This is a genomic window from Winogradskyella eximia (assembly GCF_003386165.1).
GTDB classification, from domain to species: Bacteria; Bacteroidota; Bacteroidia; order Flavobacteriales; family Flavobacteriaceae; genus Winogradskyella; species Winogradskyella eximia.
Genome location: NZ_QRDV01000008.1, coordinates 136,383 through 161,567, shown reverse-complemented (window position 1 = coordinate 161,567; position 25,185 = coordinate 136,383). Strand labels below are relative to the sequence as shown.

The 25,185-nt window shown below is 31.3% G+C and carries 26 protein-coding genes; 5 read left to right on the top strand and 21 right to left on the bottom strand.

Annotation, left to right across the window (positions count from 1 at the left end):
* Window positions 1-2: 2 nt before the first annotated feature.
* Window positions 3-2,225, top strand: a complete 2,223-nt coding sequence (locus DFQ10_RS15630) for a TonB-dependent receptor (RefSeq protein ID WP_115818374.1) — start codon at window positions 3-5, stop codon at window positions 2,223-2,225.
* A 264-nt stretch (window positions 2,226-2,489) separates the two neighbouring features.
* On the top strand, window positions 2,490-4,637 hold the full coding sequence (locus DFQ10_RS15625; RefSeq protein ID WP_115818373.1) for a S46 family peptidase: 2,148 nt from the start codon (window positions 2,490-2,492) through the stop codon (window positions 4,635-4,637).
* A gap of 624 nt (window positions 4,638-5,261) precedes the next feature.
* Here DFQ10_RS15625 and DFQ10_RS15615 read toward each other — a convergent pair.
* The 6 genes from DFQ10_RS15615 to DFQ10_RS15590 all read right to left on the bottom strand — a co-directional run bounded on the left by DFQ10_RS15615 (window position 5,262) and on the right by DFQ10_RS15590 (window position 9,549).
* A complete protein-coding gene (locus DFQ10_RS15615; RefSeq protein ID WP_115818371.1) occupies window positions 5,262-5,999 on the bottom strand; it encodes an outer membrane beta-barrel protein in 738 nt (245 codons plus the stop codon).
* Window positions 6,000-6,175: 176 nt separating this feature from the next.
* Window positions 6,176-6,649: a hypothetical protein gene (locus DFQ10_RS15610; protein ID WP_115818370.1), complete on the bottom strand. Its 474-nt coding sequence runs from the start codon at window positions 6,647-6,649 to the stop codon at window positions 6,176-6,178.
* Between the two features lie 154 nt (window positions 6,650-6,803).
* A complete protein-coding gene (locus tag DFQ10_RS15605) occupies window positions 6,804-7,058 on the bottom strand; it encodes a hypothetical protein (protein WP_115818369.1) in 255 nt (84 codons plus the stop codon).
* Window positions 7,059-7,266: 208 nt separating this feature from the next.
* On the bottom strand, window positions 7,267-7,845 hold the full coding sequence (locus DFQ10_RS15600; protein ID WP_115818368.1) for a hypothetical protein: 579 nt from the start codon (window positions 7,843-7,845) through the stop codon (window positions 7,267-7,269).
* Between the two features lie 143 nt (window positions 7,846-7,988).
* On the bottom strand, window positions 7,989-8,525 hold the full coding sequence (locus DFQ10_RS15595) for a hypothetical protein (protein ID WP_115818367.1): 537 nt from the start codon (window positions 8,523-8,525) through the stop codon (window positions 7,989-7,991).
* Window positions 8,526-8,646: 121 nt separating this feature from the next.
* Window positions 8,647-9,549 (bottom strand): LysR family transcriptional regulator, encoded by a 903-nt coding sequence (locus tag DFQ10_RS15590; protein WP_115818366.1) that lies wholly within the window; start codon window positions 9,547-9,549, stop codon window positions 8,647-8,649.
* Window positions 9,550-9,642: 93 nt separating this feature from the next.
* Here DFQ10_RS15590 and DFQ10_RS15585 point away from each other — a divergent pair, with 93 nt between their 5' ends.
* Window positions 9,643-10,239 (top strand): NAD(P)H-dependent oxidoreductase, encoded by a 597-nt coding sequence (locus DFQ10_RS15585; RefSeq protein WP_115818365.1) that lies wholly within the window; start codon window positions 9,643-9,645, stop codon window positions 10,237-10,239.
* Window positions 10,240-10,368: 129 nt separating this feature from the next.
* On the opposite strand, the gene DFQ10_RS15580 is transcribed toward DFQ10_RS15585, so the two are convergent.
* The 8 genes from DFQ10_RS15580 to DFQ10_RS15545 form a co-directional block, all read right to left on the bottom strand.
* A complete protein-coding gene (locus DFQ10_RS15580) occupies window positions 10,369-10,737 on the bottom strand; it encodes a hypothetical protein (RefSeq protein ID WP_115818364.1) in 369 nt (122 codons plus the stop codon).
* A 245-nt stretch (window positions 10,738-10,982) separates the two neighbouring features.
* Entirely contained in the window at window positions 10,983-11,648 is a 666-nt protein-coding gene (locus DFQ10_RS15575) for an SLATT domain-containing protein (RefSeq protein ID WP_115818363.1), read from the bottom strand.
* Window positions 11,645-12,076 carry a hypothetical protein gene (locus DFQ10_RS15570; protein ID WP_115818362.1) on the bottom strand — a complete coding sequence of 144 codons (432 nt, stop codon included), beginning with the start codon at window positions 12,074-12,076 and terminating at the stop codon, window positions 11,645-11,647. Before DFQ10_RS15570 ends, DFQ10_RS15575 begins: the two co-directional genes overlap by 4 nt.
* A 146-nt stretch (window positions 12,077-12,222) precedes the next feature.
* On the bottom strand, window positions 12,223-13,134 hold the full coding sequence (locus tag DFQ10_RS15565; RefSeq protein WP_115818361.1) for a hypothetical protein: 912 nt from the start codon (window positions 13,132-13,134) through the stop codon (window positions 12,223-12,225).
* Between the two features lie 212 nt (window positions 13,135-13,346).
* The gene (locus DFQ10_RS15560) at window positions 13,347-14,141 is read right to left on the bottom strand and encodes an anti-sigma factor (protein ID WP_115818360.1); all 795 of its coding nucleotides are present in this window, start codon (window positions 14,139-14,141) and stop codon (window positions 13,347-13,349) included.
* Window position 14,142: 1 nt separating this feature from the next.
* Complete coding sequence (locus DFQ10_RS15555; protein ID WP_115818359.1) at window positions 14,143-14,670, bottom strand: RNA polymerase sigma factor; 528 nt, start codon at window positions 14,668-14,670, stop codon at window positions 14,143-14,145.
* 95 nt (window positions 14,671-14,765) lie between these two features.
* Window positions 14,766-15,347 (bottom strand): superoxide dismutase family protein, encoded by a 582-nt coding sequence (locus tag DFQ10_RS15550; RefSeq protein WP_115818358.1) that lies wholly within the window; start codon window positions 15,345-15,347, stop codon window positions 14,766-14,768.
* Window positions 15,348-15,620: 273 nt separating this feature from the next.
* Window positions 15,621-16,253 (bottom strand): YceI family protein, encoded by a 633-nt coding sequence (locus DFQ10_RS15545; protein WP_115818357.1) that lies wholly within the window; start codon window positions 16,251-16,253, stop codon window positions 15,621-15,623.
* A gap of 148 nt (window positions 16,254-16,401) precedes the next feature.
* Between DFQ10_RS15545 and hemN the strand changes: the two genes are divergently transcribed.
* Both hemN and DFQ10_RS15535 read left to right on the top strand, forming a co-directional pair.
* Window positions 16,402-17,766 (top strand): oxygen-independent coproporphyrinogen III oxidase, encoded by a 1,365-nt coding sequence (hemN, locus tag DFQ10_RS15540; protein WP_115818356.1) that lies wholly within the window; start codon window positions 16,402-16,404, stop codon window positions 17,764-17,766.
* Between the two features lie 86 nt (window positions 17,767-17,852).
* Complete coding sequence (locus DFQ10_RS15535; protein ID WP_115818355.1) at window positions 17,853-18,686, top strand: universal stress protein; 834 nt, start codon at window positions 17,853-17,855, stop codon at window positions 18,684-18,686.
* Window positions 18,687-18,868: 182 nt separating this feature from the next.
* Here DFQ10_RS15535 and DFQ10_RS15530 read toward each other — a convergent pair whose 3' ends face one another.
* The 7 genes from DFQ10_RS15530 to ccoS all read right to left on the bottom strand — a co-directional run bounded on the left by DFQ10_RS15530 (window position 18,869) and on the right by ccoS (window position 25,106).
* On the bottom strand, window positions 18,869-19,570 hold the full coding sequence (locus DFQ10_RS15530; RefSeq protein ID WP_115818354.1) for a sulfite exporter TauE/SafE family protein: 702 nt from the start codon (window positions 19,568-19,570) through the stop codon (window positions 18,869-18,871).
* A complete protein-coding gene (locus tag DFQ10_RS15525; protein ID WP_115818353.1) occupies window positions 19,571-20,017 on the bottom strand; it encodes a FixH family protein in 447 nt (148 codons plus the stop codon).
* A 75-nt stretch (window positions 20,018-20,092) separates the two neighbouring features.
* Window positions 20,093-21,517, bottom strand: coding sequence for a cytochrome c oxidase accessory protein CcoG (gene ccoG, locus DFQ10_RS15520; RefSeq protein WP_115818352.1), 1,425 nt, complete (start codon window positions 21,515-21,517; stop codon window positions 20,093-20,095).
* Between the two features lie 16 nt (window positions 21,518-21,533).
* On the bottom strand, window positions 21,534-22,508 hold the full coding sequence (locus tag DFQ10_RS15515; protein WP_115818351.1) for a cbb3-type cytochrome c oxidase N-terminal domain-containing protein: 975 nt from the start codon (window positions 22,506-22,508) through the stop codon (window positions 21,534-21,536).
* Complete coding sequence (locus DFQ10_RS15510; protein WP_115818350.1) at window positions 22,505-22,690, bottom strand: CcoQ/FixQ family Cbb3-type cytochrome c oxidase assembly chaperone; 186 nt, start codon at window positions 22,688-22,690, stop codon at window positions 22,505-22,507. Before DFQ10_RS15510 ends, DFQ10_RS15515 begins: the two co-directional genes overlap by 4 nt.
* Window positions 22,691-22,696: 6 nt before the next feature.
* Window positions 22,697-24,904: a cytochrome-c oxidase, cbb3-type subunit I gene (ccoN, locus tag DFQ10_RS15505; RefSeq protein ID WP_115818349.1), complete on the bottom strand. Its 2,208-nt coding sequence runs from the start codon at window positions 24,902-24,904 to the stop codon at window positions 22,697-22,699.
* Window positions 24,905-24,914: 10 nt separating this feature from the next.
* Complete coding sequence (gene ccoS / locus DFQ10_RS15500; RefSeq protein ID WP_115818348.1) at window positions 24,915-25,106, bottom strand: cbb3-type cytochrome oxidase assembly protein CcoS; 192 nt, start codon at window positions 25,104-25,106, stop codon at window positions 24,915-24,917.
* Window positions 25,107-25,185 lie beyond the last annotated feature (79 nt).

The following is a 25,185-nucleotide window of genomic DNA, read 5'->3' as shown; positions in this document are numbered from 1 at the left end:
AGATGAAAAAGCAAATTTTAGTAATGCTCATCTTTGGTTGTTCATCATTAATTCTAACGGCTCAAAATTTAAAAGGATTAGTCGTCAATGAACTCAATCAGCCATTAGAAGCTGTATATATTTATAATGAAACCACAGAAAATCATGCGCATACCTCAGAAAATGGTGTGTTTGTAATCGCTAACACCAAAATAGGTGATTCTATTAGAATAGGTCTATTAGGTTATAAAACCAAACGAATTACGTTAGATGTTGTTGAGGGTTTTAAAATTATTCTTGAAGAAAAAATGTTTCAATTAGATGAAATGGTAATTACCGAAGAATTAAATACGGTTAGCACCATTTCACGATTAGATTTAAATGTTACACCTGTAAATTCATCACAAGAAGTGCTGCGTAAAGTACCTGGATTATTTATTGGTCAGCATGCAGGTGGAGGAAAAGCAGAACAGATATTTTTACGTGGTTTTGATATAGATCACGGAACAGATATATCGCTTTCAGTAGACGGAATGCCAGTGAATATGGTGTCTCATGCACATGGTCAAGGGTATAGTGATTTACATTTTGTAATTCCAGAAACGGTTAATAAAATTGATTTTGGTAAAGGTGCATATTATGTTCAGCAAGGTGATTTTAACACAGCTGGTTATGTGGATTTTAAAACAAAGGATTATTTAAAAGAAAGCGAAATTTTGTTTTCCGTTGGTCAATTTAATAGCTTAAGAACTGTTGGGTTATTTAATTTAATGGAGAATACCAAAAACCAAAATGCTTATGTGGCTATGGAATATATAGCTACTGATGGTCCATACGATTCTCCTCAAAATTTTAACCGTTTGAATCTTTTTGGTAAGTACGTGGTGTTTTCGCCAGAGAATGATAAACTGACTTTAACAGCATCACATTTTACAAGTCGTTGGGATGCTTCAGGTCAAATTCCACAACGCGAAGTTGATAATGGCAATATTTCAAGATTTGGTGCCATTGATGATACTGAAGGAGGTGAAACGGAACGTACAAATTTCAATGTAACCTTCGATAAATATATTAATGATAATACAAAACTTAAGGCTAATGCGTTTTATTCACATTATGCTTTTGAGCTGTATTCTAATTTCACTTTCTTTTTAGAAGATCCTATAAATGGAGATCAAATAAAACAAAAGGAAGACCGAAATATATTTGGTGTAAATACAGCGATTTCGCACACAACCTTTTTAGGTGAAACGGAATTGATATTAACATCTGGTATAGGTATTAGACATGATATTTCTGATGATACAGAATTATCGAGAACTTTAAATAGGTCTACAATTTTAGAAAACATCCAATTAGGTGATATTAATCAAACTAATATTGATGCTTTTGTTAATGCAGAATTTGAATTTGGAAAATTAAAAATCGCACCAGCTTTAAGGTTAGATTATTTTAAGTTTATGTACAATGACGCACTTCAAACTAACTATAAAACCTTATCTGAAACTAAAACAATTGTAAGTCCAAAATTGAATTTCTTTTATAATGCCCAGGATAATTTACAGTTGTATTTAAAATCTGGATTAGGATTTCATTCTAACGACACAAGAGTCGTTGTAGCCAATGGAGGTGAAGCTGTTTTACCACAATCTTATGGTGCAGATTTAGGAACAGTATGGAAACCATTTTCTAAGTTAATTGTAAACTCAGCGCTTTGGTATTTGTTTTTAGAGCAAGAGTTTGTGTATGTAGGTGATGCAGGTATTGTAGAACCAAGCGGAAAAACAAGACGTTACGGATTAGATTTAGGGTTGCGTTACCAGCTTAATGATTGGTTGTTTTTAGATACAGATGCCACTTTAACCAATGCCAGAAGTATAGATGAACCAGATGGAGAGGATTATATTCCTTTAGCTCCAGATTTTACATTAACAGGTGGTTTGTCTATTGATGATCTTAATGGATTTTCAGGTGGATTGCGTTTTAGATATTTAGATGATAGAGCTGCCAATGAAGATAATTCTATTGTAGCAGAAGGTTATATGGTTACAGATTTTAATGTGAATTATACATTGAACCAGATCACTTTTAGTTTAGCCGTAGAAAATTTATTTGATGTGGATTGGAATGAAACACAATTTGCAACAGAATCTCGCTTACAAAACGAGGCAGCATCTGTAGAAGAAATTCATTTTACACCCGGAATACCTTTCTTTTTAAAAGGAACTGTTAGTTATAGATTTTAAAAACGTTCAATGAGTTAATCTGTGGGGAAGCAGATTAGTTTTTGTTGATTGTTCACTAGCAAGAAAGATGCATCTAAGGTTAGGGTTTAGATGAATCAAATCATAAGTTGATTATGATGTTTTTTGAGTTTTTTTGTTAGGGAAAGCACCTGCTCGAAAGAGTGGGTGTTTTTTGTTTTATGGAATAGTAGTTTTAACACTTTTACAACAACTGAAACCACATAAATTTCATTATTTTTAACACGATAATTAAAACAACAAAACATGAAGAAAATATCCCTTACAATTATTGCCTTTATCATCTCATTTACGTCAGTAATGGCAGATGAAGGTATGTGGTTTTTAATGCATATAGAGCGCTTAAATTATCGCGATATGCAAAAAATGGGTTTGCAATTAACACCCGAAGAAATCTACAGTATTAACAATCAAAGTTTAAAAGATGCCATTGTACAATTTAACGGAGGTTGTACGGCAAGTATAGTTTCAGATAGTGGCTTAGTATTAACTAACCATCATTGTGGTTATGATGCTATTGCAGAATTGTCTACAGCAGAACAGAATCATTTAAAAAATGGTTTTTGGGCTGGTTCTCAGGCAGAAGAAATGAAGCCAGAAAGTCTATATGTTCGCTTTTTTGTGAGAATGGACGACGTTTCTAAACGTATGTTGGCTCAAGTTAATGATAGCATGAGCGAAAAAGAACGCGAAGCAGCACTTAATAAAGAGATTGCTAAAATTGAACAAGAAAATAGTGAAGGCGGAAAATATACTGTTTCTGTACGTTCATTTTATCAAGGCAATGAGTTTTACTACTTTGTTTACGAGGATTATAAAGATGTACGTTTAGTAGGTACACCTCCAGAAAATGTAGGTAAATATGGTGGAGATACAGATAACTGGGAATGGCCAAGACATACTGGTGATTTTTCATTATTTAGAGTTTATGCTGATAACGAAGGTAAACCAGCAGAATATTCTACAGATAACGTGCCTTTAAAAGCAAAATATCATTTACCAGTAAATATAGATGGTGTAAAAGAAAATGACTTTGCTATGATTTTGGGTTATCCTGGTCGTACAAACCGTTGGATGCCTGCACAAGGTGTTGAGCAAAATGTGAAATATGCATATCCTGCTTGGGTAGAAGGTTCTAAGTTAAGTATGGACGTGATGAAGAAATACATGGATGCAGACGAATCTGTAAATCTAATGTATGCTTCTGCATATGCTGGCATTGCTAACTACTGGAAAAATAGAGCAGGTATGATTAAAGCATTAACGGAGCATAAAACCGTTGAGAAAAAGAGTAAAACCGAAGCTAAATTTGAAAAATGGGCTAAGAAGAAAGATAATAAAGCCACTTACGGAAAGGTTATTGAAAACATCAATAATTATTATAGCTTAACTAACGAAAAAGCAAAGCAAACCAATTATTTATTAGGTATGTTACGTTCTAGTAAGTTTGCTGTCTTGCCATATAGAATTGGATCTGGTTTAAAACAATATGTGAGTGCTAGTGATGCAGAACGTAAAAACTTATTGCCAAGACTAGAAGCGTTTATAGAAAATTCGTATCAAAATTATCATTTGCCTTTAGAAAAAGAAATTCTAGCAAAACAACTAGGCTTATTAGCATCAAAATCTAATTATTCGTTACCAGAACTTGTTGCTGAAGTAGGACAAAAAAACAATAATGATTTTACGGCATATACTAATGCAATTTTCGATTTAAGTTTGTTTTCTTCAAAAGAAAGAGCCTTATCATTTTTACAATATCCTGATGAAGCTATTTTAGAGAATGATCCTTTATTTAAATTATCTAACCAGTTATTAGATAAGTATAGAGAAAGTCCTGAGGAATTAGAACAACCAGAAAATGATTTTCAAGCGTCATTTAGATTATTAGTAAAAGGTTTACGTAAATCTGGATTAAGCGATATAAAATATCCTGATGCAAATTCTACTTTGCGTTTATCTTACGGAAAAGTGAGAGCTTTACCAGCAGATAAAAGAAACGATGCAAACGAAAATAACTACACAACGTTTCAAGGTATGATTAAAAAGTACAAGCCAAACGATAGTGAGTTTGATTTAGATCAGAGTATGCTAGATATTTACGAAAAGAAAGATTACGGTCGTTATGCTAATGAGCGTGGTCAATTACCAGTAAATTTCTTAACGGATAATGATATTACTGGTGGTAACTCTGGTTCTCCTGTTGTAAATGGAAAAGGTGAATTAATTGGTTTAGCCTTTGATGGAAACATTGAAGCTATGGCAGGTGATGTAATTTTCGATAAAGATTTGCAACGTACCATTAATGTAGATATTAGATATGTACTTTGGTTAATAGACAAGTACTCTAATGCCAAACATATTGTAGATGAGTTAACGATTATTAATAACTAGTCAATAGAAATTAATACAAATAAAAAGCGATCTGAACTTCAGGTCGCTTTTTTTTTGTGTCAAAATGTTATTTAGTTTACTGTTATGGGATTATATTTTCTTTTTCTCAAAAGTATATAGGAACTAATTTCTTAATAACACTATTGCTAATTCTATTTAGTCTTGTTTAATAATTTTATACTTAAAAGGTAGAGATAGAATACAATTAATATAACTAATGATATGTAAAATAAAATTTCATAAAGTTCTGTTTTGGTAGGTTCATTCTTTCCTATGTAGTCGACTTCATTATTTTCGGTTAACATTAAATAAGAACAAACGATAAACCATAAATGAATAATTACTATTTGAATTTTAAAAATTGATTTCATTGATCTTTTAGTTTTATGATTATGCTCAATGACTTATAAAATGTTCATCATAGTTACTTTCCTTTTTCTAATTACAATACTATTGCTTAATAATTCTGATATTTTTGATAGATCTGAGTGGTTTAAAATCTCATAATATTGTTCAGCAATTTTAAGAGAGTCTAAATCTTTATCAATGGTTTACAAAATAGAACAACAATTAATAAAAATAATAACTCAACTATTTTTTTATACATATAGGTTTAGTTTAGTATTATAATACTAATCCAATTCCTAAATTTACTGTTGTAGGTTCTTTTTCATTTTTAAAATCAATGTATTGGGTTAAATCTGAATCAGGATCATTGTTCTTTATGGCATTAAAATATTGATTAATCTTTAGAAGTATAAAGCCTTTTTTGTCTGCTGAAAATGATATGCTTCTTTTTATTTGAATAAAGGCTCCAAAACTTACAGAATTATAATTATCCTTTATGTTTTTGTCATAACTCACTACAGAATTTTCATAGAATATTGGGTCATTGGGATCAATAAAATTAAATTGAGAATTATCTACGATGGTCTCTCCTTTTTCCTTAGCAGCAACTAAAAAACTAGCAAATCCTCCAATACCTAATTGATACGATTTGTCTTTAGAAAAATGAAAGTTAAAATTTATTGGTGTTTGAATTTGGCTAATATTGCGGTTGCCTTTATTAGTAGTTGCGGCAACTTTATCTTCTACAGAAAACCGATCGAGATAAAACCCGATACCAAAATCGAGAGATAATTTTTCGTTAATGGGATAATTTACACTTGGTAAAATATAAGCTCCAATATTTATGGAAGACTTAATTTCAGGACTTCCATTAACGTTGGTGTTGGTGAGTTCGCTTGTTTTTGGAATGGAAATCGTTGGTCCAAGTGATAATTGAAAATTAATTTTTTTGTCTTGTGCATAAGTCTTAATGCAAAAACACATCATAATAATTAGTGAAAATCTCAGTGTCATGGTTGGCTTTAGTTTTGTGTGAGTTATTATGAATGATTAGTTGCGAGGTTAAGTATGTAATTTAGCAAATAAAAATCTAAAATAACTGAACTCAACCAACTAGAGAAGTAAAATTTGATAGTTTTTAAAAAGATGAACTACCACCATAACCGAAATATACTTTGAGGTTTAAGATGTTATTTTTCCATTATATATGTTTTGAAAGCATCAAAATTCACATTAGTAATTTCTTTTTTTGAAGGATAGCTATGACCGTAAAGTCCTAGATAGAGTGGAATAGGTTTTATCGCTTTTTCTCCCTTTTCTTTAGCGTTTAATTTGATTGGAAACAAAACGTCTCTTTCTACTGCAATACTGAAATCTGACCATCCATAGTTAAATTGAGATTTGCATTTTCTGCAAGTCCATTTTTCATTTGTATTTTCAGATCCGTTTTTAAGCGTTTCAATTTCAAAATAAGGTTTTACTTTTTCAATTAATAATGTTGTTTCCCAAGCCTTAAAAGATGCTTTATAGTGAATGCAGTTTATTCCAACTATTTGCATAAACCTTGGATACTGGCAAGCACATGAATTTCCGTGATAGTAATAAGAAACAGCTTTTTTGAGTAATTGAGAGGTTTTATTATATTTTATTTGAAAATCTTCCACTAGTTTTGGTTAGAAATTTCTTAAAGTTTACTTTAATGTAATTAGTTATATAGTGGACATATTATTTTGTAAACCCACTTTTGGCGTGAAATTTTTTAATGATTTTTAGAAGATGTATGATTAAAAAAGTCATTAGTCTTAGCAATGGTATGCTTTATTCCTTTTTATTGTATTTTTTATGACTAATTTTTTTCTTTTCTAAAATGGCATAAAATTTTCGTGGAGATATTTTTAGGTCTTTAGTAATATCACTCACTCTTTTCTTTCCTTTTTTATAAAGTTTTAAATTCTCATTAACTTTTTTATTGAAAAAATGATGTTCCAATTTCTCAACAATTTGCAATTCTGTCAAATTTGATTCATTGGCATAACTTTCAATTTCCGATTTAATTTTTGATAGATTACTCATAGAAGTTTCATTTTTAACTTTTTGCCTCAATAAATACTAATATCTATATTGGGTTTGTTATGTGTTTAAGCCCTAAAGTTAATGAATTAAAACTCGAATATAAAATCCGGAAGGATTTTGAATAGTCCGTCAACAGTTAATTATACACGCTACTTGCATAAAATCTTAAAAGGAATGATCTCTAGAGTGTAGTTCTAAAATTGTGTTTTTATTCAAAACTTAAATTTATTTCAAGATTTTTTTTTATTTCTTTGAATTCATTTTTGGTTAATGGTCCATTAATTTTTAGATTCTTTTTTTCAATAATATAGTAATTTTCCTTGTTCGTTTTCATTTTTTGAATCGATGACGTATTTTCTAAAAGTTGGTGGGTGAATGTTTGAGAATAAATACTATTATCTTTCGACGTGTCTAATTTGCTTAAAAAGTTTTCATTTAGAAGAATATAATTTTTGTCATAGGTAAAATATGTTTTTGGTAGAAATATCATATTTTCTATGAGTAGAGAAGTCTGTTCCATGTCAAAAATCTGTTTTATAATAATGAATTCAGAATTATATTTATACTTGTCAATATTAGATAAAACCACAGGGATTTTTTCATTATTTTTAAGTTGGTAAATTCCATTTCCACCAAAACTTGTTACATCAAATATTATTTCTTGAAATGGGATATAATAAAAATTATTTCCAAGATTAATTTCTTCTTCACTCTCGCTACACGAGAAGATAAAAAGGAAAATAAATAAGGATAAAAACATATTTTTATCAGTAATTCTTGTTCTCATTTTTGGTTACGAATTCAAAGGGCTGTTAACGTGTTTTAAGTACATAATTTAGTAAATAAAACACAGATAGAATATTCCGCAGGAATGTTAGTGAGTTGGTAATGATCAAGCAATTAATTATACATGGTGTTACCTGTTGTGCTTTATTTTTCAGCCATTATTTTATTCAGTCGTGGTTGTAAAATCCAAATTCCAATGATGAAAAAGTAGATTAAGAATATTTCTGAAACTAAATCAGCTGTTTCATATTCTCTACCCAATTCAGCTCTTTTTATTGTTTTTGCAGAATATATTGTAATTTTTGCAATTGCTATAAATCCAATACATATAGTCAGAATTATAATCCATGTGTCAATTCTGTCATAAGTTCTCATTATACTATCTCGGTAATTTATTGCTAAAGGAATTAGTGAAATCGAATATAAAATCCACCAAATATTCATACGCTTAATTAATTCAGGATTGTTTTTGTTTAGAACTTTTCCTATAGAATAAATCCAGAGTGAAAAAAGCCCGAAATAAATACCAAACGAAATAAACCAAAAGTCAGATTTTATAAAAAACGCCAATTGAATAACTCCCAAAATCCAAATTAAAAAGACTTGCCAGTTTTTTAATTTTAAAAATATATTCATTGAGTTATCGTGGTTTTCCGCATTACAGACAATGGTCTTGTGCATGATGAGTTGCGTGATTAAACAACTAATTTAGTAAACAAATACTTGCCAGAGAAAATTCTTAAGGAATTTTCCAAATAAGTAACGATCAAATTTACCAATTATACACGTTGTTCTGCTACGTTTATTTCATTTTTGATGTAAATATATTCTTAATTGTATTTAATTCTTTTTTGTATTTCAAATCTGTTCTTGATGCAAAGTATAAGGTGTTTTCCGTTTTTACGTTTCCTTCCCAAACTAAATTTATTTCGTTTTTTAAAATTTGTTCCTGACATAAAAAATCGGGAACTAATGCAAGTCCCTTTCCATTGTTTAAACATCTAATAATAGAAGTAATATTTGGTAAAATATAGTTGGGTTTAAAAGCAGGTTTCTTATTAAAATTCTCAAACCAAAAACGTCTAAAATGTTCCATTTCGTTTGATGAACTATACCAAATATTTTGATGTAATTCGGCTTCTAAATTACTTAAATTATTAGATTTAATGTGTTTTTGTATTTGAGTTGTATTCGTTTTGTTTCCTGCTATTAAAACGATTCTTTCTTTTGAAAACGGAATATACTCAACTAATGATCTTTTTTCATTCTGTTTTTTAGGTGTTATTACTAAATCCAAAATGCCATTGTTTAGGTCTTTTATTAAATCTGTATGTGCTCCAAATCTAGCTACTAGGTCAAAGTCTAGTTTGGGAATTTCGGGTTCAATAATTAGTTGAAACATTTCTGAACACATTCCAATGTTTAGCGAAGGATTTTTTTCTTGCGTTGTTTTTTTAAAATGCTGTTCTGCAATTTCAAGTTTTTTTAAAGATTCAATAATATATTCATATAAAAATTTCCCATCCTCTGTTGGAATCATTTTTCTCGAAGTACGCTCAAATAGTTTTTTGCCAACGTAAGCTTCTAGTGCATTTAAGTGCACACTAACTCCGGGTTGAGAAGCATATAAAGCAATAGAAGCTTTAGTTAACGTTCCGTTTTCATAGATTTCTTTAAATGTTCTGTACCATTCTAAATTCACCATAGCTATTAAAATATTGATACAAAGGTATGATTTGTATTATTTTTACAATAATAAATATTGGTTTAGTTTTGCCTCAAATAGAATAAGAGACAAATGAAAAATATATTTATAATTAATGGCAGTCATCCATTTGCACATTCTGGTGGAAGATTTAACGAAACACTTTTCAATAATACGATTTCATATTTTGATAAGCGTGAGGAATTTGAAGTGAAATCTACTCAAGTAGGTGAAAATTATAACGTAAAAGAAGAAGTTGAAAAATTTAAGTGGGCAGATATAGTGATTTATCATACGCCTATTTGGTGGTTTCAAATACCTTTTGGATTTAAAAAATATATAGATGAAGTTTTTACAGAAGGTCATCAAAATGGAATTTATGCCAGTGATGGAAGAAGTAGAAAAAATCCAGACATCAATTACGGAACTGGTGGTTTAATGCACGGAAAAAAATATATACTAACTACAAGTTGGAATGCACCTAAAACCGCATTTACTTTAGAAAATGAATTTTTTAATCAAAAAAGTGTAGATGAGGGTGCTATGTTTGGGTTTCACAAAATGAATGCTTTTACAGGAATTGAATTATTAGCAACACATCATTTTCACGATATGGAAAAAAATGCAGATGTTCCTTTTGAGTTGAATAATTACAGTACATTTTTAAATGATGTAATGATTAATTTGTAACGGTCTCGGCTATGAGTAGTTGCGTGGTTTAGCACTTAACTTTGCAAGTACACACCAAACTGAAAATCCGCGAGGATTTTCAGAAGTAGGCGAGAACAAGCAATTACTTATAGCCATTGTTAGCTACTGTTATTTAACTAGTTTAATACTATTTATAATTCTATTACTTTCAGTTTCATTTAAGTTATAACAGTCAATACTTATTTCGTATGCTATTCCTTTGTCATAGTTTAAAGCTGCAATAATAATAACAGGATATTTTGTTCCTTCATCAAAGTCAAGTCCTTTTACATAATATCCGTTGTCAACTTTTAGTAATTTTCCGCCATCTTTAATCTTCTTTAAACCAAAGTCTTTTGCAATTTCTTTCGCACCTTTTTTGAGATTCTTTCTAAACTTTTTCGATTCTTGCTCAATAGGAATAATTTCTATATCTACTGCAACATTGTCATTTTCAAAAGATGCTACATTTTCAGTTTCAACTAGTGAAAATTCCAACTTTTCAGTCGTTTCAAACGAAATATTGAATTTATCAACTGTATAAGTATTTTGACTGAACAATTTGAGTCCAGATAGAAAGATGATTATTATTCCGATTATTGTTTTTTTCATAATTGTAGCTAACGTGTTTGTATATGGTTTGTTGCGTGGTTTAGCACGTAATTTAGCAAATAAAAACCGAATAGAAAATCCGTGAGGATTTTCGTAAGTAGGCTAAAACTAGCAATAAATTATATACGGTGTTAGGCAACGTTTTTTATTATTAAATATCCTAATATCAGTCCAGGAATTATCATAGCTAATAAATAAATCAGTTTAGTTTTATAGAAATATATAATTTGAATTCTCCACCAATAATCCCATTTTAGATATTTGTAATAGTCCATATTGTCAGCTCTAAATTTTTGTCTGTCTAATTGGTCGTGATTTTCATATCTCCTTAAAATATTCTGATATCTCGATTGAATATCATTACAATATTCCATTTTTTCTTTATCAGAACTTTTTGTGTCATACGTTTTAAAATTCTGAAGTTCATTATATAAATCGGCGATATCTAATGAGCAATCGTGAAATTTTTCAGCTTTCACTAAATAATTTTGAGAATTCTCAAAGACTGAAAAAATCAGAAGTATTATTGAAATTGCTGTCATAGAGAAAGCAAATAAGTTTTCGTGTTGTTCAGATGGGTTATAAATATTATAAACAGAAAGAAGTCCGAAAATAATTAAATATACAGACAAAACACTCGTGCAAATATTTGAGATTTTTGAAATCTTCTTTAGTCTATCGCTGGCATAAAATCGAATCCCTTTGGTTGACCACAATTTATGTTTTAATTCTTCCAGAAAATCTTTGTCTAGATGTTCTTTTCCTTCGGGTTTTTCAAAGCTTTTTGGTTTTTTCATTTTAATTTAAACTTTTTTCCTTCTTTATAATCTATTGGCAATTTTGGACTTTTAATTCCGAATGGACCAGAACCATTATCATTATAATAATATTCATTTTTATCGTCCGAATATCTGCCAGCACAAAGTAAATTGAATGTTGTACTTTTTCTACTTGATTTAAGCACGTTTATGTCAATCCATACAGGCACTTTTCCATTCCGATATATTAATTCGACAACTTCATTATCGGTCAAATCCAATTTCATTTTTCCGTCGTCCTCTGGGTAAACTTCAAATTGGGTCAGATTTGGATTGTCAGTCGAAGCATTGAGAATTACATTATATTTAAAATCAGTTGTCAGTTTATCTTTCACATAATTTTCTGCAAATTTTAATGATACTAAACTTGCACCTTTTAGATGAAATAAAAATTCTTGTTTCGTCATTTCTCAAATGTTGCCTAACGTTGATGTATATGGTTTGTTGCGTGTTTTAAACAACTAATTTAGTAAATAATTAAAGACCAAGAAAGTCCGCGAGGACTTTCGTAAGTAGGCAAGAAGCCAGCAATAAATTATATACGGTGTTGGGGTTAGTTTTTACTAATACTATCAATATATTTATTTAGTTCTTTTCTAACTGTTGGTGTTTTTAAAACTTTCTTACATCTTTTAATCAAATCAAGATTTTTTGTTGTTACTGCTAATTCAAAAACATCCCAATCATACCTATCTTTTTTAGGTATTTTCTCTAAGTAGATTAAAGCATTATTAAAAAACTCTTGATTAAAATCATTATTCTTGACAAGCTCAATGTATAATGTTTGTCGTAGAGTTGGCATTTTCTCTTCTAATTCTGGATACTGGTTTAAAAAAACATCTAATTTTTCAATATCAGATTCTTTTGTCATTGGAACAGTAAGATCTAAAATGTAATCAGTTGATTTGTTTTTAAAAAAATTACTTTGTGAGAGTTCATAGGTTTTATGAAATCCATCGATATTTACTAAAGCAGAGAGTAGAAAACCTTTTGCTCCATAAATTTCATCTCTAGGTCCTTTTTTAGTATCACATTTTGCTAGAGTATTTTTAAAATTTATCAAATCTCCATTTAGGGCATAATACTTTAGAAGTAATCTATATCCTTTAAATTTTAAATCTTCTATTTGTAAGCTATCAATAAGGTCTATTCCAATTTGAGAATTTGAAAGTTCAAATAAAGCATTTTTAATTAAATCAATTGTTATCCAAAATTTCTCATGTTTAGACTTAATTAATGAAAGATATTTTTGACTGTTTAATAAATCATTATTCAACTTTTTGATAATTAATTCATCCCAACAAAAATGGTAGTCTTTAGGCCAACCAGTTGAGTTTATTACTTTGTCTAATTTTTCTTTCCCAAATATTTCGCCATATGCATAAGCTAATTCATCATCATAATTTTCATAACCATTTTCACTCTCTGCTTTATTTAGAAGTTCAATTAATTGTACTAATTTCATTTGATTATCAGATTTTCTCAAATTAACCCCAACTTGTTATAAGAACATAAAAACAGTTATTATCCCTTTTTAATTTAGTGATAAACAGTGTATTTTAGTCTCTTTAAAAATACTAAAATAAAATTATGATACTATAAGTAGAACTACGTATTTTAATAAAAAAACCACCAAGCTTGCACAAGGTGGTTTTAAATATTTAATATGTATTAATATTAAGGTGCTGCTGCCACTACACCAAGGGTGTAGAGTTGCTCCATAGTTGGAGATGTGCTTCCTCCTTCGGGCTCTAAAGTAATTCCAAAGGCCTCACTTTTATTAGCGTTGGCAATAGAAAAGATCTTATTCTCATCGGTATTAAAATCTTCAATAGTACCTAAACTTGTAGGTGTTAATGGGTTTAACGTTAACGACCAAACTTGCCAAACTTTTCCTTTTGGTGCATTTGGTAAACCTTCTGCATCTAAGTAAATGGTATTGTCTGCTTTGTTCCAATATACTTTTGCAAAGCTAGATGCAAAATCACCTTGGCCACCAAGTGGTACAGCAATAATGTTTTTATCTCTTATTACATTAAGTAAGTTTTTAGTTGCTGCTAAATCAGCTCTGGCATCTTCTATTTGTGTTTCGAGATATTGGTTTTCTATTTCTGCAGTTTGTATTTGTTGTTCTAATTCTGTTTTTTGGTTTAAAGTCCAGAATAAGCCAGCAGCCAATATAATGGAAGCTGCCCAACCTGTATAACTGATCCAATTGGTCTTTTTAGGTGTAAGCTCTACCACTTTAGTGTCGTTGGTGCTTAAGCGTTCCTTAATGGAACTAAAACCGTTGGCTTTTGGTGATGCTGCTGCTGTTAATTTAACAACGGCTTGTTCTATTTCTATAACTTCTTGTAACAATTCGGGATGTTGTTGCAAAAGGTCATAAATCTCCTGATTTTCTGTTTCAGAAAGTTGGCCAGCTACGTATAGCTCTAAAATACCAGATTCTATGTATGCTTTTATGTCCATATTACAATACCATATCTCTTAATTGTTGAATACAGTTTCGGTTTCTTGTTTTAATAGTGCCAATTGGCATTTGTAATTCTTCCGAAGCTTCCTTTTGCGTAAATCCTTTAAAGTACAACAGTTCAATAACTGCTTTACATTTTTCACCTAATTCGGTTACAAATTTCTTAATGCCAATAGCATCTGTGCTGTCATCTAAATTATCATGACTGGCTATAATATCTACGAAATAATCTGTATTGAGGTTTTGTTTAGACTGTTTAAATGCTTTAGAACGTGTTTTGTCTATAGCAGCATTACGTGCTATATTTAAAATCCACGTAAAAAAACGTCCTTTCTTTGGCGAGTAAGTATCCGACTTATGCCATGCCTTTATAAAGACATCTTGCATTAACTCGTCTGCAATAGCAGTATCTTTTACAATGTTGTAAACCACACCATGTATGCTTTTACTGTACATGCCGTAGAGCTTCTCAAATGCGGCATGATTTTTATCTTGAAACTGAATTACCAGTGTTTCTAATTCCATTTATTAGCGATATTATTTAGAATTTTTCGCAGAAATGGGGAAGAAATCGCCGCAATTATTCTAACAATTTAAATGTTATGTAATAGTTTAGTTAATTATTCTATAATGCCTGCACAACCAATACGAGCACCAGCAGCACCAGTAGGTTGTGTTTTTAAATCGTCTATACCAATATGTACAATGACCGCTTTACCTAAAATATCTTTGGTCTCGTCTCCACAACCTATACACCATTCATTTGTTGATTTAGTGATTGTTGCACGTCCGTTTGCATTTGCAGTTAAGTTACCAATATCTCCTTTATGATAGCCAGCTTTGTCTCCCCAAGCACCATGTGGTTGACCTGTAGGATTCCAATGACCTCCTGAAGATGTGCCATCAGCAGCAGAACAATCTGCTTTTTCATGAATGTGAATAGCGTGTTCTCCTTCTTCTAAACCAGTGACAGTACCAGCCATAGTGACGATACCATTTTTCTCACTAAAATTTATGGTACCTTCTACATTACTATCACTTTTTGGAGATAAAGTAATTGATAATTTTTTTTCAGAAGATATGTTGTCCTTAATCTCTTCTGTTTCAGTTTTAATAGTTGTGTCTGCAGTCTTTGTGGTGTCTTTACAAGCTGTAGTAAATACAACAGCAAATGTGAGTACTAATAATTTTAAATTTTTCATGATGCTTTCTGATTTTTAATTAGTGTTAATAGTAAAACTTAGTTATATGCCTTCTATCTCTATTGCTACTGTGATGTTCTTTAATGAATCATCTTCAGCAATCATATAAGTGAAATAACCTGTATTCCGATTATTTTACAATACGCTTTTTGATATTAGATGTATAATAACAATAAGCACAAATTACCAAAGTAATATGTGCTTAAAGAACGCAATCCATAATTATATTAACCCATTTGATAAACGCTATCAAATGGAAAAATTAAAAGGAATTTAGTTTTCGCGTAGGTAAGTGTTTACTTCAATAGCAACGTCTTCCCAAGTTTTACTAACGCCATCTGCACCTTTATGAAGATCAAAACAAACTTTGTTTAAAGATTCTAATGCACCTAATGCATCCCAATCTTTCAGTTGCATGGTACCTTTCATATTTACACGTCTTTCGTCAGTAATACTAACTTCTAAAGGTAAGTCTGCTGTAACACCATTCATCGTTATAGATGCTAGGTAAGCATTGTCTATATACTTAATGGTGCCTTTTAAAATCTCGGTATCAAGCATAGCACCAAAGAAAGATGTTTTTAGTTTTTGGTCTCTAGTTTCGTCTTTAGTAAATAAACTACTAATAGGAATAGAAAATTCTAAACCGTTTAAAGCTTCCTCTGGAGTAGCACCTTCTTTTTCTTTAAAATTTAAAGTGGCAAACTCACCACCAACAGGTAGCTTTTCTGTTGTTTTGTAAGCTTTCCAAGTCACTGTTGTTGCTTCTGGTTTAACCACGTATTTAGTGGTGTTTTCAACTGTTTCTGTTTGTACCTCCGTTTGTGCTTCTTTTTTTTCTTCTTTACAAGATGTAAATGCTAAAGTAATAATAACAAGTAGGGATAAGAATTTTGTGCTTTTCATGGCTATTTCTATTTTTTAGTAAAGTTAATTATATAAATGTTTTTGTGCAAGATGAATTAATGGTCTTCAGTTTGAGATTAATTCGATATGACAAATATCATATTTTAATTCTGTACATACTACTAATTTTGAACCCAAGTTTTTAGGTATGAGTCAATCGTTAATTAATAAATATAATGTTGCGGGTCCTCGTTATACGAGCTATCCAACAGTGCCCTATTGGGATTTAGAATCGTTTTCTTTAGAGCAATGGAAAGCGTCGTTAAAGCGTTCTTTTGAAGAAAGTAATACATCCGAAGGTTTAAGTCTCTACATCCATTTGCCGTTTTGCGAAAGTTTATGCACCTTTTGTGGTTGTCATAAGCGCATTACTAAACGACATGAGGTAGAAGCTCCGTACATAAAAGCCGTTTTAAAGGAGTGGCAATTGTACCTCAAATTATTAGGTAGTACACCAAAAATTAAAGAATTACATCTTGGTGGAGGTACACCAACATTTTTCTCACCAGAGCATCTAGAATTTTTAATTTCAGGACTTTTAAAAGATGCTGAATTGGCTGAAGGCTATGAGTTTAGTTTTGAAGGCCATCCTAATAATACAACAGAAGCACATCTTCAAACACTATTCAATTTAGGCTTTAGACGTGTGAGTTATGGTGTTCAAGATTATAATCTCAGTATTCAAAAAGCGATTCATCGTATTCAACCTTTTGAAAACGTAAAACGCGCTACAGATTTGGCACGTAACATAGGTTATACTTCTGTAGGCCATGATATTATTTTTGGGTTACCATTTCAGACAGAAGCAGATGTCATAGAAACCATTAATAAAACAAAAACATTAATGCCAGATCGCATTGCGTTTTACAGTTATGCACATGTGCCTTGGATAAAAGGAAATGGACAACGTGGTTTTAGTGAAGACGATTTGCCAACTCCAGAATCTAAACGTCAGCAGTACGAAACAGGAAAACAACGTTTTGAAGAAGCTGGTTATGTAGAGATTGGTATGGATCATTTTGCACTAAAAACAGATTCACTCTATAAAGCGATGGAAAATAAAACATTGCATCGTAATTTTATGGGTTATACCGCTTCTAAAACTCAAGCTATGATTGGTTTGGGAGTGTCTTCTATTAGTGATAGCTGGTATGGTTTTGCGCAAAACGTGAAGTCTAATGAAGAGTATTATAAGTTATTAGACCAAGATATAATTCCGGTTTTTAAAGGTCACATTTTAAATACAGAAGATTTAGTTATTAGAAAACACATTCTTAATCTGATGTGTAATTTTGAAACGTCCTGGATTAATGATGATATGGCATTTAATGAATTACCAGAAGTACTTATTAATTTAAAGGAATTTGAATTAGACGGATTACTTCAATTTGAAACAAAAAATGTTACCGTTACAGATAAAGGGAAACCATTTATAAGAAATATTTGTATGGCTTTCGATTTGTTATTACAGCGAAAAAAGCCAGAAACAAAGTTGTTCTCAATGACCATATAGAAATTTGAAATATATGACAATAACACTTAGACTGATGAGTACTACAATCAGTTTATAAAATGAATTATTAACTAAATAAAAAAACGATGAAAAAAATAATTGTACCCATAGATTTCTCTGAACATTCAGAGTTTGCACTAGAAGCAGCAGCAAGTTTGGCTCAAAAATTTGACTCAGAACTTATTGTTTTACACATGTTAGAATTGTCTAATGCAATTATTTCTTCAGCTAGTGAAACTTTAAGCCAAGAGGCCGTTTTTTATTTAAAATTAGCAGAACAAAAGTTTGATACCTTTTTAGATAAGCCTTATCTAAAAGATATTAAAGTTACACCAATTGTAAAACACTTTAAGGTTTGGAGTGAAGTAAACGATATAGCCATTGAGCATGATGCAAATTTAATTGTAATGGGCTCACAAGGTGCAAGTGGTTTTAAAGAGGTGTTAATTGGTTCTAATACCCAAAAAGTGGTTAGACATGCTAATATCCCTGTTTTAGTAATTAAGCATAATCCAATATTATTAGATTTTGAAAATGCGGTCTTTGCTAGTGATTTTGAAGAAGAGGCTGTAAAACCTTATTTAAAAGCAAAGGAAACGTTTGATGCTTTAGGGACTAAAATGCATTTAGTGTATGTAAATTCTCCAGATGGTAATTTTAGAAGTTCTTCTGAAATTGATAAGAAAATAGCCGCTTTTTTAAGAATTGCAGAAGGTGGTTTAGATAACTTAAAAGACGTTAATGTAGTGTCTGATTATTCTATAGAAAAAGGAATTCTAAATTTTGCAAATGTGATTGGTGCAGATGTTATAGCTGTTGCAACTCACGGCAGAAAAGGATTATCTCATTTCTTCGATGGTAGTGTGTCCGAAGATATCGCTAATCATTCTACGTTGCCTGTAATGACTTTTAAAATATAGTATTTGGTGTTATTGTCTTAAGGGTTTTTAACATCAAATTAAACGTCAAAAGTTTAGACTTTTGACGTTTTTTTTATTTCTGAAATCTTAATAGTTTCAGGTTATTACAATCTTTAATTAATGTTTATAGGAATAAATATAGCTATAATAATTGTTATATGTTTAGAGAGTTTATTTGCTGTTTAGTGACACTCTATGGCACTCGTAGCTGTTTCTACAATTGGAGCAGGAGAGATGTAAGGAATGCCAAGACCTAAACCACGAAGAATAAATAAAACACCAATAACAACCACAAAAACAGGAATGGCTTTTTGGATGCGTTGTTTTATAGTGCTGTTTAAAAATTTACCTAAATAAATAGCGGTAGTCATTAATGGAATAGTGCCAAGTCCAAATAAAATCATGTATAAACTGCCTTCTAAAAGACTTCCTGTAGCAATAGATCCAAAAACAGCCATATATACTAAACCACAAGGTAAAAAACCATTGAGAAAACCGATAGTTAAAAATGTATCTGCCGTTTTCTTTTTTAGGGCTTTACCAAGAGATGATTTTACTTTGGATATAATTCGGTATAAAGGTTTTGATAAGTTGTATTTACCGATGACTTTATGCGGTAAAATCACTATAATAATCATTAATACACCAATGATGATAGAGAGTTGTTGCTGTATACCAAATAGATAAAAGCTTTTACCTAAGAGACCAAAAACCAAGCCTATTAAGCTGTAAGATAATAATCTGCCAAAATGATAAATTGCAATTTGACTTACTTTTTTGAAAGAATTAGACCGATCAACAGGTAACATAAAGGCAATTGGGCCACACATACCTACGCAGTGTAAACTCCCTAATAATCCTAATATGAAAGCTGAAAACAACATTTAATATGTTATTTCGGTTTTATAAAGATAAGAATTAGTGTTATATTTCCAGTCTATTTTAATGTTCCAACGACCATCCAACATGCGTTTGTCAGGTATGAGCAAATTATGGTTAGATAGTGAAATCGGTGTTTCAAAATCTAATTGCTTGTTAGATGGTCTGTATAGGAACACTTTACCTTTAATTAAGTTAATATCCAAATCTTCTGGAAACGTGATAACAATGCCATCATTTGTTTTTTTCCAGGTTACATTGGTTTTTAATGTTTTAGAATTTTCTTCATGAGTAATATCTTCTTGAAATTGAAGTTCTTGACCGTAATAATCTTCTACCACCAAATCATGTTCGTATTTTGTGCCAGTACTCATGGTAATAACAAAATACATGATAAATGATATAAAACATACAAACGCTATTACAATTGCTGTTCCCCAATTTATTTTCATAATTCAACTTCCCTAATGGGAATCTCCATTTTTAATTGTATTCTGAAAGTATTTCAGAATCTTAGTATTTTATATCTAATTAAAACTTCGTGGTCCTAAGAATGATACAGATGTGGTTTCAATTAACTCACCATCACTATATAAATCAATCATTACCTCGTTTTTATCACCAGATAAATCACTTTGTTTTAATTCAATAAATAATGTGCCTTCCGCTATACCTTGAGCATCTACTTCAAAAGTCTCAGATGTAGATACAACATTTATAGTACCATCCCATCCTCTTAATTTGAAACTTAAATTATCAATGTCCTGAGAGGTTTTGTTAACTAGCTTAAAGGTGTAAACATTACTAATAATACCATTTTCTTTATGTTCAAATAATTGTCCTGGTAAGCGTAATATTCTAGCTTCAACATCACTACGTAATAATAACATACCTGCCAAAATACCTATTAAAATAGTCAGTACAGCGATATAACCTTTCATACGAGCCGTTATTTTAAAAGGCTCTTTCTTTTCAATTTCATCTTCACTGGCAAAACGAATTAAGCCTTTAGGAAGATTTATGCTTTCCATTATGTGATCACACTCATCTATACAAGCAGTACAATTAACACATTCTAATTGTGTACCGTTTCTAATATCAATACCAGTAGGACAAACGTTAACGCATTGATTACAATCAATACAGTCACCATGACCTAAGGCTTCACGATCTTCATTTTTTCTGAATTTCTTTCTGCCATTATCAGCTTCTCCTCGTTTATAATCATAAGCAACAACGATAGATTTATTATCTAAAAGTACACCTTGTAAACGGCCGTATGGACAAGCTATTATACATACTTGTTCTCTAAACCATGCAAATACAAAATAGAAGACAGCTGTGAATATTAGCAACGGAATAAGTGTGCCTGTATGCTCAAATGGCCCTTCTGTAATATACTTTAAGAGTTTGTCCCCTCCAATTAAATAGGCTAAAAAGACATTAGCAATTAAGAATGAAATGACTAAAAAGATAAACCATTTTAGTACTCGTTTTCTAATTTTCTCTGCATCCCATTTTTGACGATCTAAACGCATTTGTTTATTACGATCACCATCTATCCAATATTCAATTCGTCTAAAGACCATTTCTAAGAATATGGTCTGAGGACAAATCCAACCACAAAACACACGTCCAAAACCTACTGTAAACAAGGTAATGAAAACAACACCTATCAACATTGAAATTACAAAGAGATAGAAATCTTGTGGCCAAAATGGAAAACCAAAAATATTGAAACGCCTTTCTAGAATATTAAATAATAGAAATTGATTACCGTTGATCTTTATAAAAGGAGCAGCAAGTAAAAATGCTAATAGAAAATAACTGACTATTTTACGCTTCTCATATAAAGGTCCCGAAGGTTTTTTAGGAAATACCCATTTACGTTTACCTTCTTCGTCGATGGTACCTATTGAATCTCTAAAAACTTCATTGTCTGGCGTTTCCATTTTTTGTAACTTCTAATTAATTATTAGATACTACGTTTTCAACAGCTTCAGTTACTTCTTCAGTAGTGGTGTCGCTATTATCTTGTGTAGCTTCTGTATTAGTGTTAACAGCACCTTCTTCTACCCAAATGTCACCTTCTGCAGCTTTTGGTTCAGCAGGTGTTGTGCCTTGAAAACTTAAAACATAACTAGCAACTTGAGCCATTTGTAGAGGCTTTAATTCAGATTTCCATGATACCATTCCTTTTCCATCTCTACCACCTTCAGAAATCGTTTTGAAAACATTTTTAATGCCTCCACCTAAAATCCAGTGATTATCAGTAAGGTTTGGTCCAATTCCACCACCACCATCAGCTTTGTGACAAGCAACACAGTTGGCTTCAAAAACTTTTTGACCAGCATTTAAATCTGCTGTTTCAGTTAAGAGCTCTACGGTATTAAAATCTACTAAACCTTTAGCTGTTTTTTTGTATTCTTCAATGGCAGCGTTAGCTTCTGCATATTCAATTTCATATTCTACAAACTGATCGTCTGCATTTAGTACATGATAACGCACCATATAAATGACTGCAAAAACGATAGAGATGTAAAAACTATAAACCCACCATGGTGGTAAATTATTATCTAATTCTTTAATTCCATCGTAATTATGATCTAGTATAATCTCACTTTCTTCTTCAATAGGTTTGTGTTTACCTACTAGTTTTGCGTAAAGCGCATTAACTTTTTCAAATTGAGGTGCTTTAGTCCTTGATGCTAAATAGCGTTCTTTGCCTTTTTCATCTAAGCTTTGAAAAAGAATGTTATCCATTGAGCTAACAATACCTTCTATTCCAATAAGTACTAATAGTACAAGAACTAAGAATAGTAAAATAATAGGTTGCTCAATAAATGCAGGTTGATCACCTGAATCTACAAAGTATTCTATGAGTCCTGCAATGGCGAAAAAGATAACAGGTACTCTAATGTATGATGGGATTAAATGTCTCATATTTCGGTGTCGTTTTGGTTGTCTAATGGTATATTACTAACAGTTGTTATATAATCTTTTTTAGCTGTGATTACCCAATAGAATAACACAACAAAGAAGATAAAAAAGATAAGAAGCGATATCATTGGGTATATTTCAATACCAGCAATGCTTTCTAAATGGCCTTTTATAAATTTGAACATAATAATTTAGTTTTGAGCAGTTTCGTCTATAATATCTTTTACTTTAATATCGGTTCCAAGGCGTTGTAAGTACGCAATCATGGCAACGATTTCTCTGTTTCGCATTTCTATGAATTCGTCTCCTGAAGCTGCTTTGTCTGCTTCATATGAAGCTACAAAATCTGGATCATTATAAAGACTTTGTTCTATTTTAGTTCCTTGCTCTAACATTGAAGCCTGAGCATTAGCAATGTCTTCTTCTGTATATGGTACACCTAAAGTTACCATAACTTCCATTTTCTTTTCAATAGTGGATTTGTCTAGTTTAGCACCTTCACCTACAATAAGCCATTTATAAGAAGGCATTATAGATCCACTAGAGGTACTTTGAGGGTCGTACATGTGATTAAAGTGCCAGTTATCTGAATACTTTCCTCCAATTCTGTGTAAATCTGGTCCTGTACGTTTACTTCCCCAAAGGAATGGGTGATCGTAAACAAATTCTCCAGCTTTAGAATATTCACCGTAACGTTCTACTTCAGATCTAAACGGACGAACCATTTGAGAGTGACATCCTACGCAACCTTCTCTGATGTAAAGATCTCTTCCTTCTAACTCTAATGGAGTGTAAGGCTTAACACTACTTATAGTTGGTATGTTAGATTTTACAACAATTGTTGGAATTATTTGAACTATACCACCAATTAAAATGGCAATTGTAGCATATATTGTTAAAAGTACTGGCTTACGCTCTAACCAAGTGTGCCATCCTTCACCTGCAACACGACTCTTAGATACGCGTTTTAATGCTGGTGCTTCAGCTAATTCATCAGTTACTTTATGTTCAGATTTTACAATCGTCATGATTACATTAAATACTAGAATAAGCATACCTGTAAGGTAAAGTGTACCACCAATAGCACGCATCCAATACATTGGCATTATTTCCGTTACAGTTTCTAAGAAGTTACCGTAAACTAATGTACCATCTGGATTAAATTGCTTCCACATACTTGCTTGTGCAAAACCTGCAACATATAATGGCAATGCATAAAGCATAATACCTAATGTACCAATCCAGAAATGAACATTTGCTAAACCAATAGAATGTAATTTTGTTTTAAATAATCTTGGAATTAACCAATAAATCATACCAAAGGCTAAGAAGCCATTCCAAGCTAAAGCACCAACGTGAACGTGAGCAATAATCCAATCAGTAAAGTGTGCAATAGCATTTACGTTTTTAAGGGATAGCATTGGACCTTCAAAAGTCGCCATACCATAACCAGTAATAGCCACAACCATGAATTTTAAAACAGGATCTGTACGTACTTTATCCCAAGCTCCACGCAAGGTTAAAAGTCCGTTTATCATACCTCCCCAAGATGGCATCAATAACATTACAGAGAATGCAACACCTAAATGCTGTGCCCATTCTGGTAATGCTGTATATAATAAATGGTGAGGTCCTGCCCAAATGTATATAAAGATCAATGACCAAAAGTGAACAATAGAAAGTCTATATGAATAAACAGGTCTATTTGCTGCTTTAGGTACAAAGTAGTACATTAACCCTAAGAAAGGAGTAGTAAGGAAGAATGCAACCGCATTGTGTCCGTACCACCATTGCACTAAGGCATCTTGTACACCTGCATAAACTGAATAACTTTTCATACCTGTAAAACTCACAGGAATTTCTAAACTATTAAAAATATGAAGTACCGCTACGGTAACAAACGTCGCGATATAAAACCAAATAGCTACATATAAGTGACGTTGACGACGCTTAAGCATTGTACCAATAAGGTTAATACCAAAGGTTACCCATATTACTGCAATCGCAATATCAAAAGGCCACTCTAACTCGGCATATTCTTTTGATGTTGAATATCCTAAAGGAAGCGTAATTGCAGCGCCTACAATAATAAGTTGCCAACCCCAAAAATTAATATTACTTAATAAGTCGCTAAACATTCTAGCTTTTAAGAGACGCTGTGTAGAGTAGTAAACTCCTGCAAAAATCGCATTACCTACAAAGGCAAAGATGACTGCATTGGTGTGTAATGGTCTCAATCGACCAAAACTTAACCAAGAGATACCATCGGTCATGTTTGGGAATAAAAACATAAAGGCCAGAAGAAGACCTACAAGCATCCCAACCACACCAAACACTATTGTGGCATAGAGGAATTTTTTAACGATTTTATTATCGTAATAGAATTGTTGCATTTCCATATTAAAAATATTAGTCGGTTTTAGTTTTAGTTTGTTTTGATATATTAGTTTGTTCTTTTACTAGTTCGTCTTCAAATAGCATGCGTACAGATGGAGTATAATCGTCATCGTACTGACCAGACCTTACTGCCATTATAAAAATGACAAAAAAAGTCACGCCAACAACTACGCTAACCGTTAATAAAATATAAATAACACTCATACCTACTGAAGTTATGGCCCAAAAATAATATTGAACCTATTCTTAAAACATGATTTTTATCATGTTAATGATTTTTTTT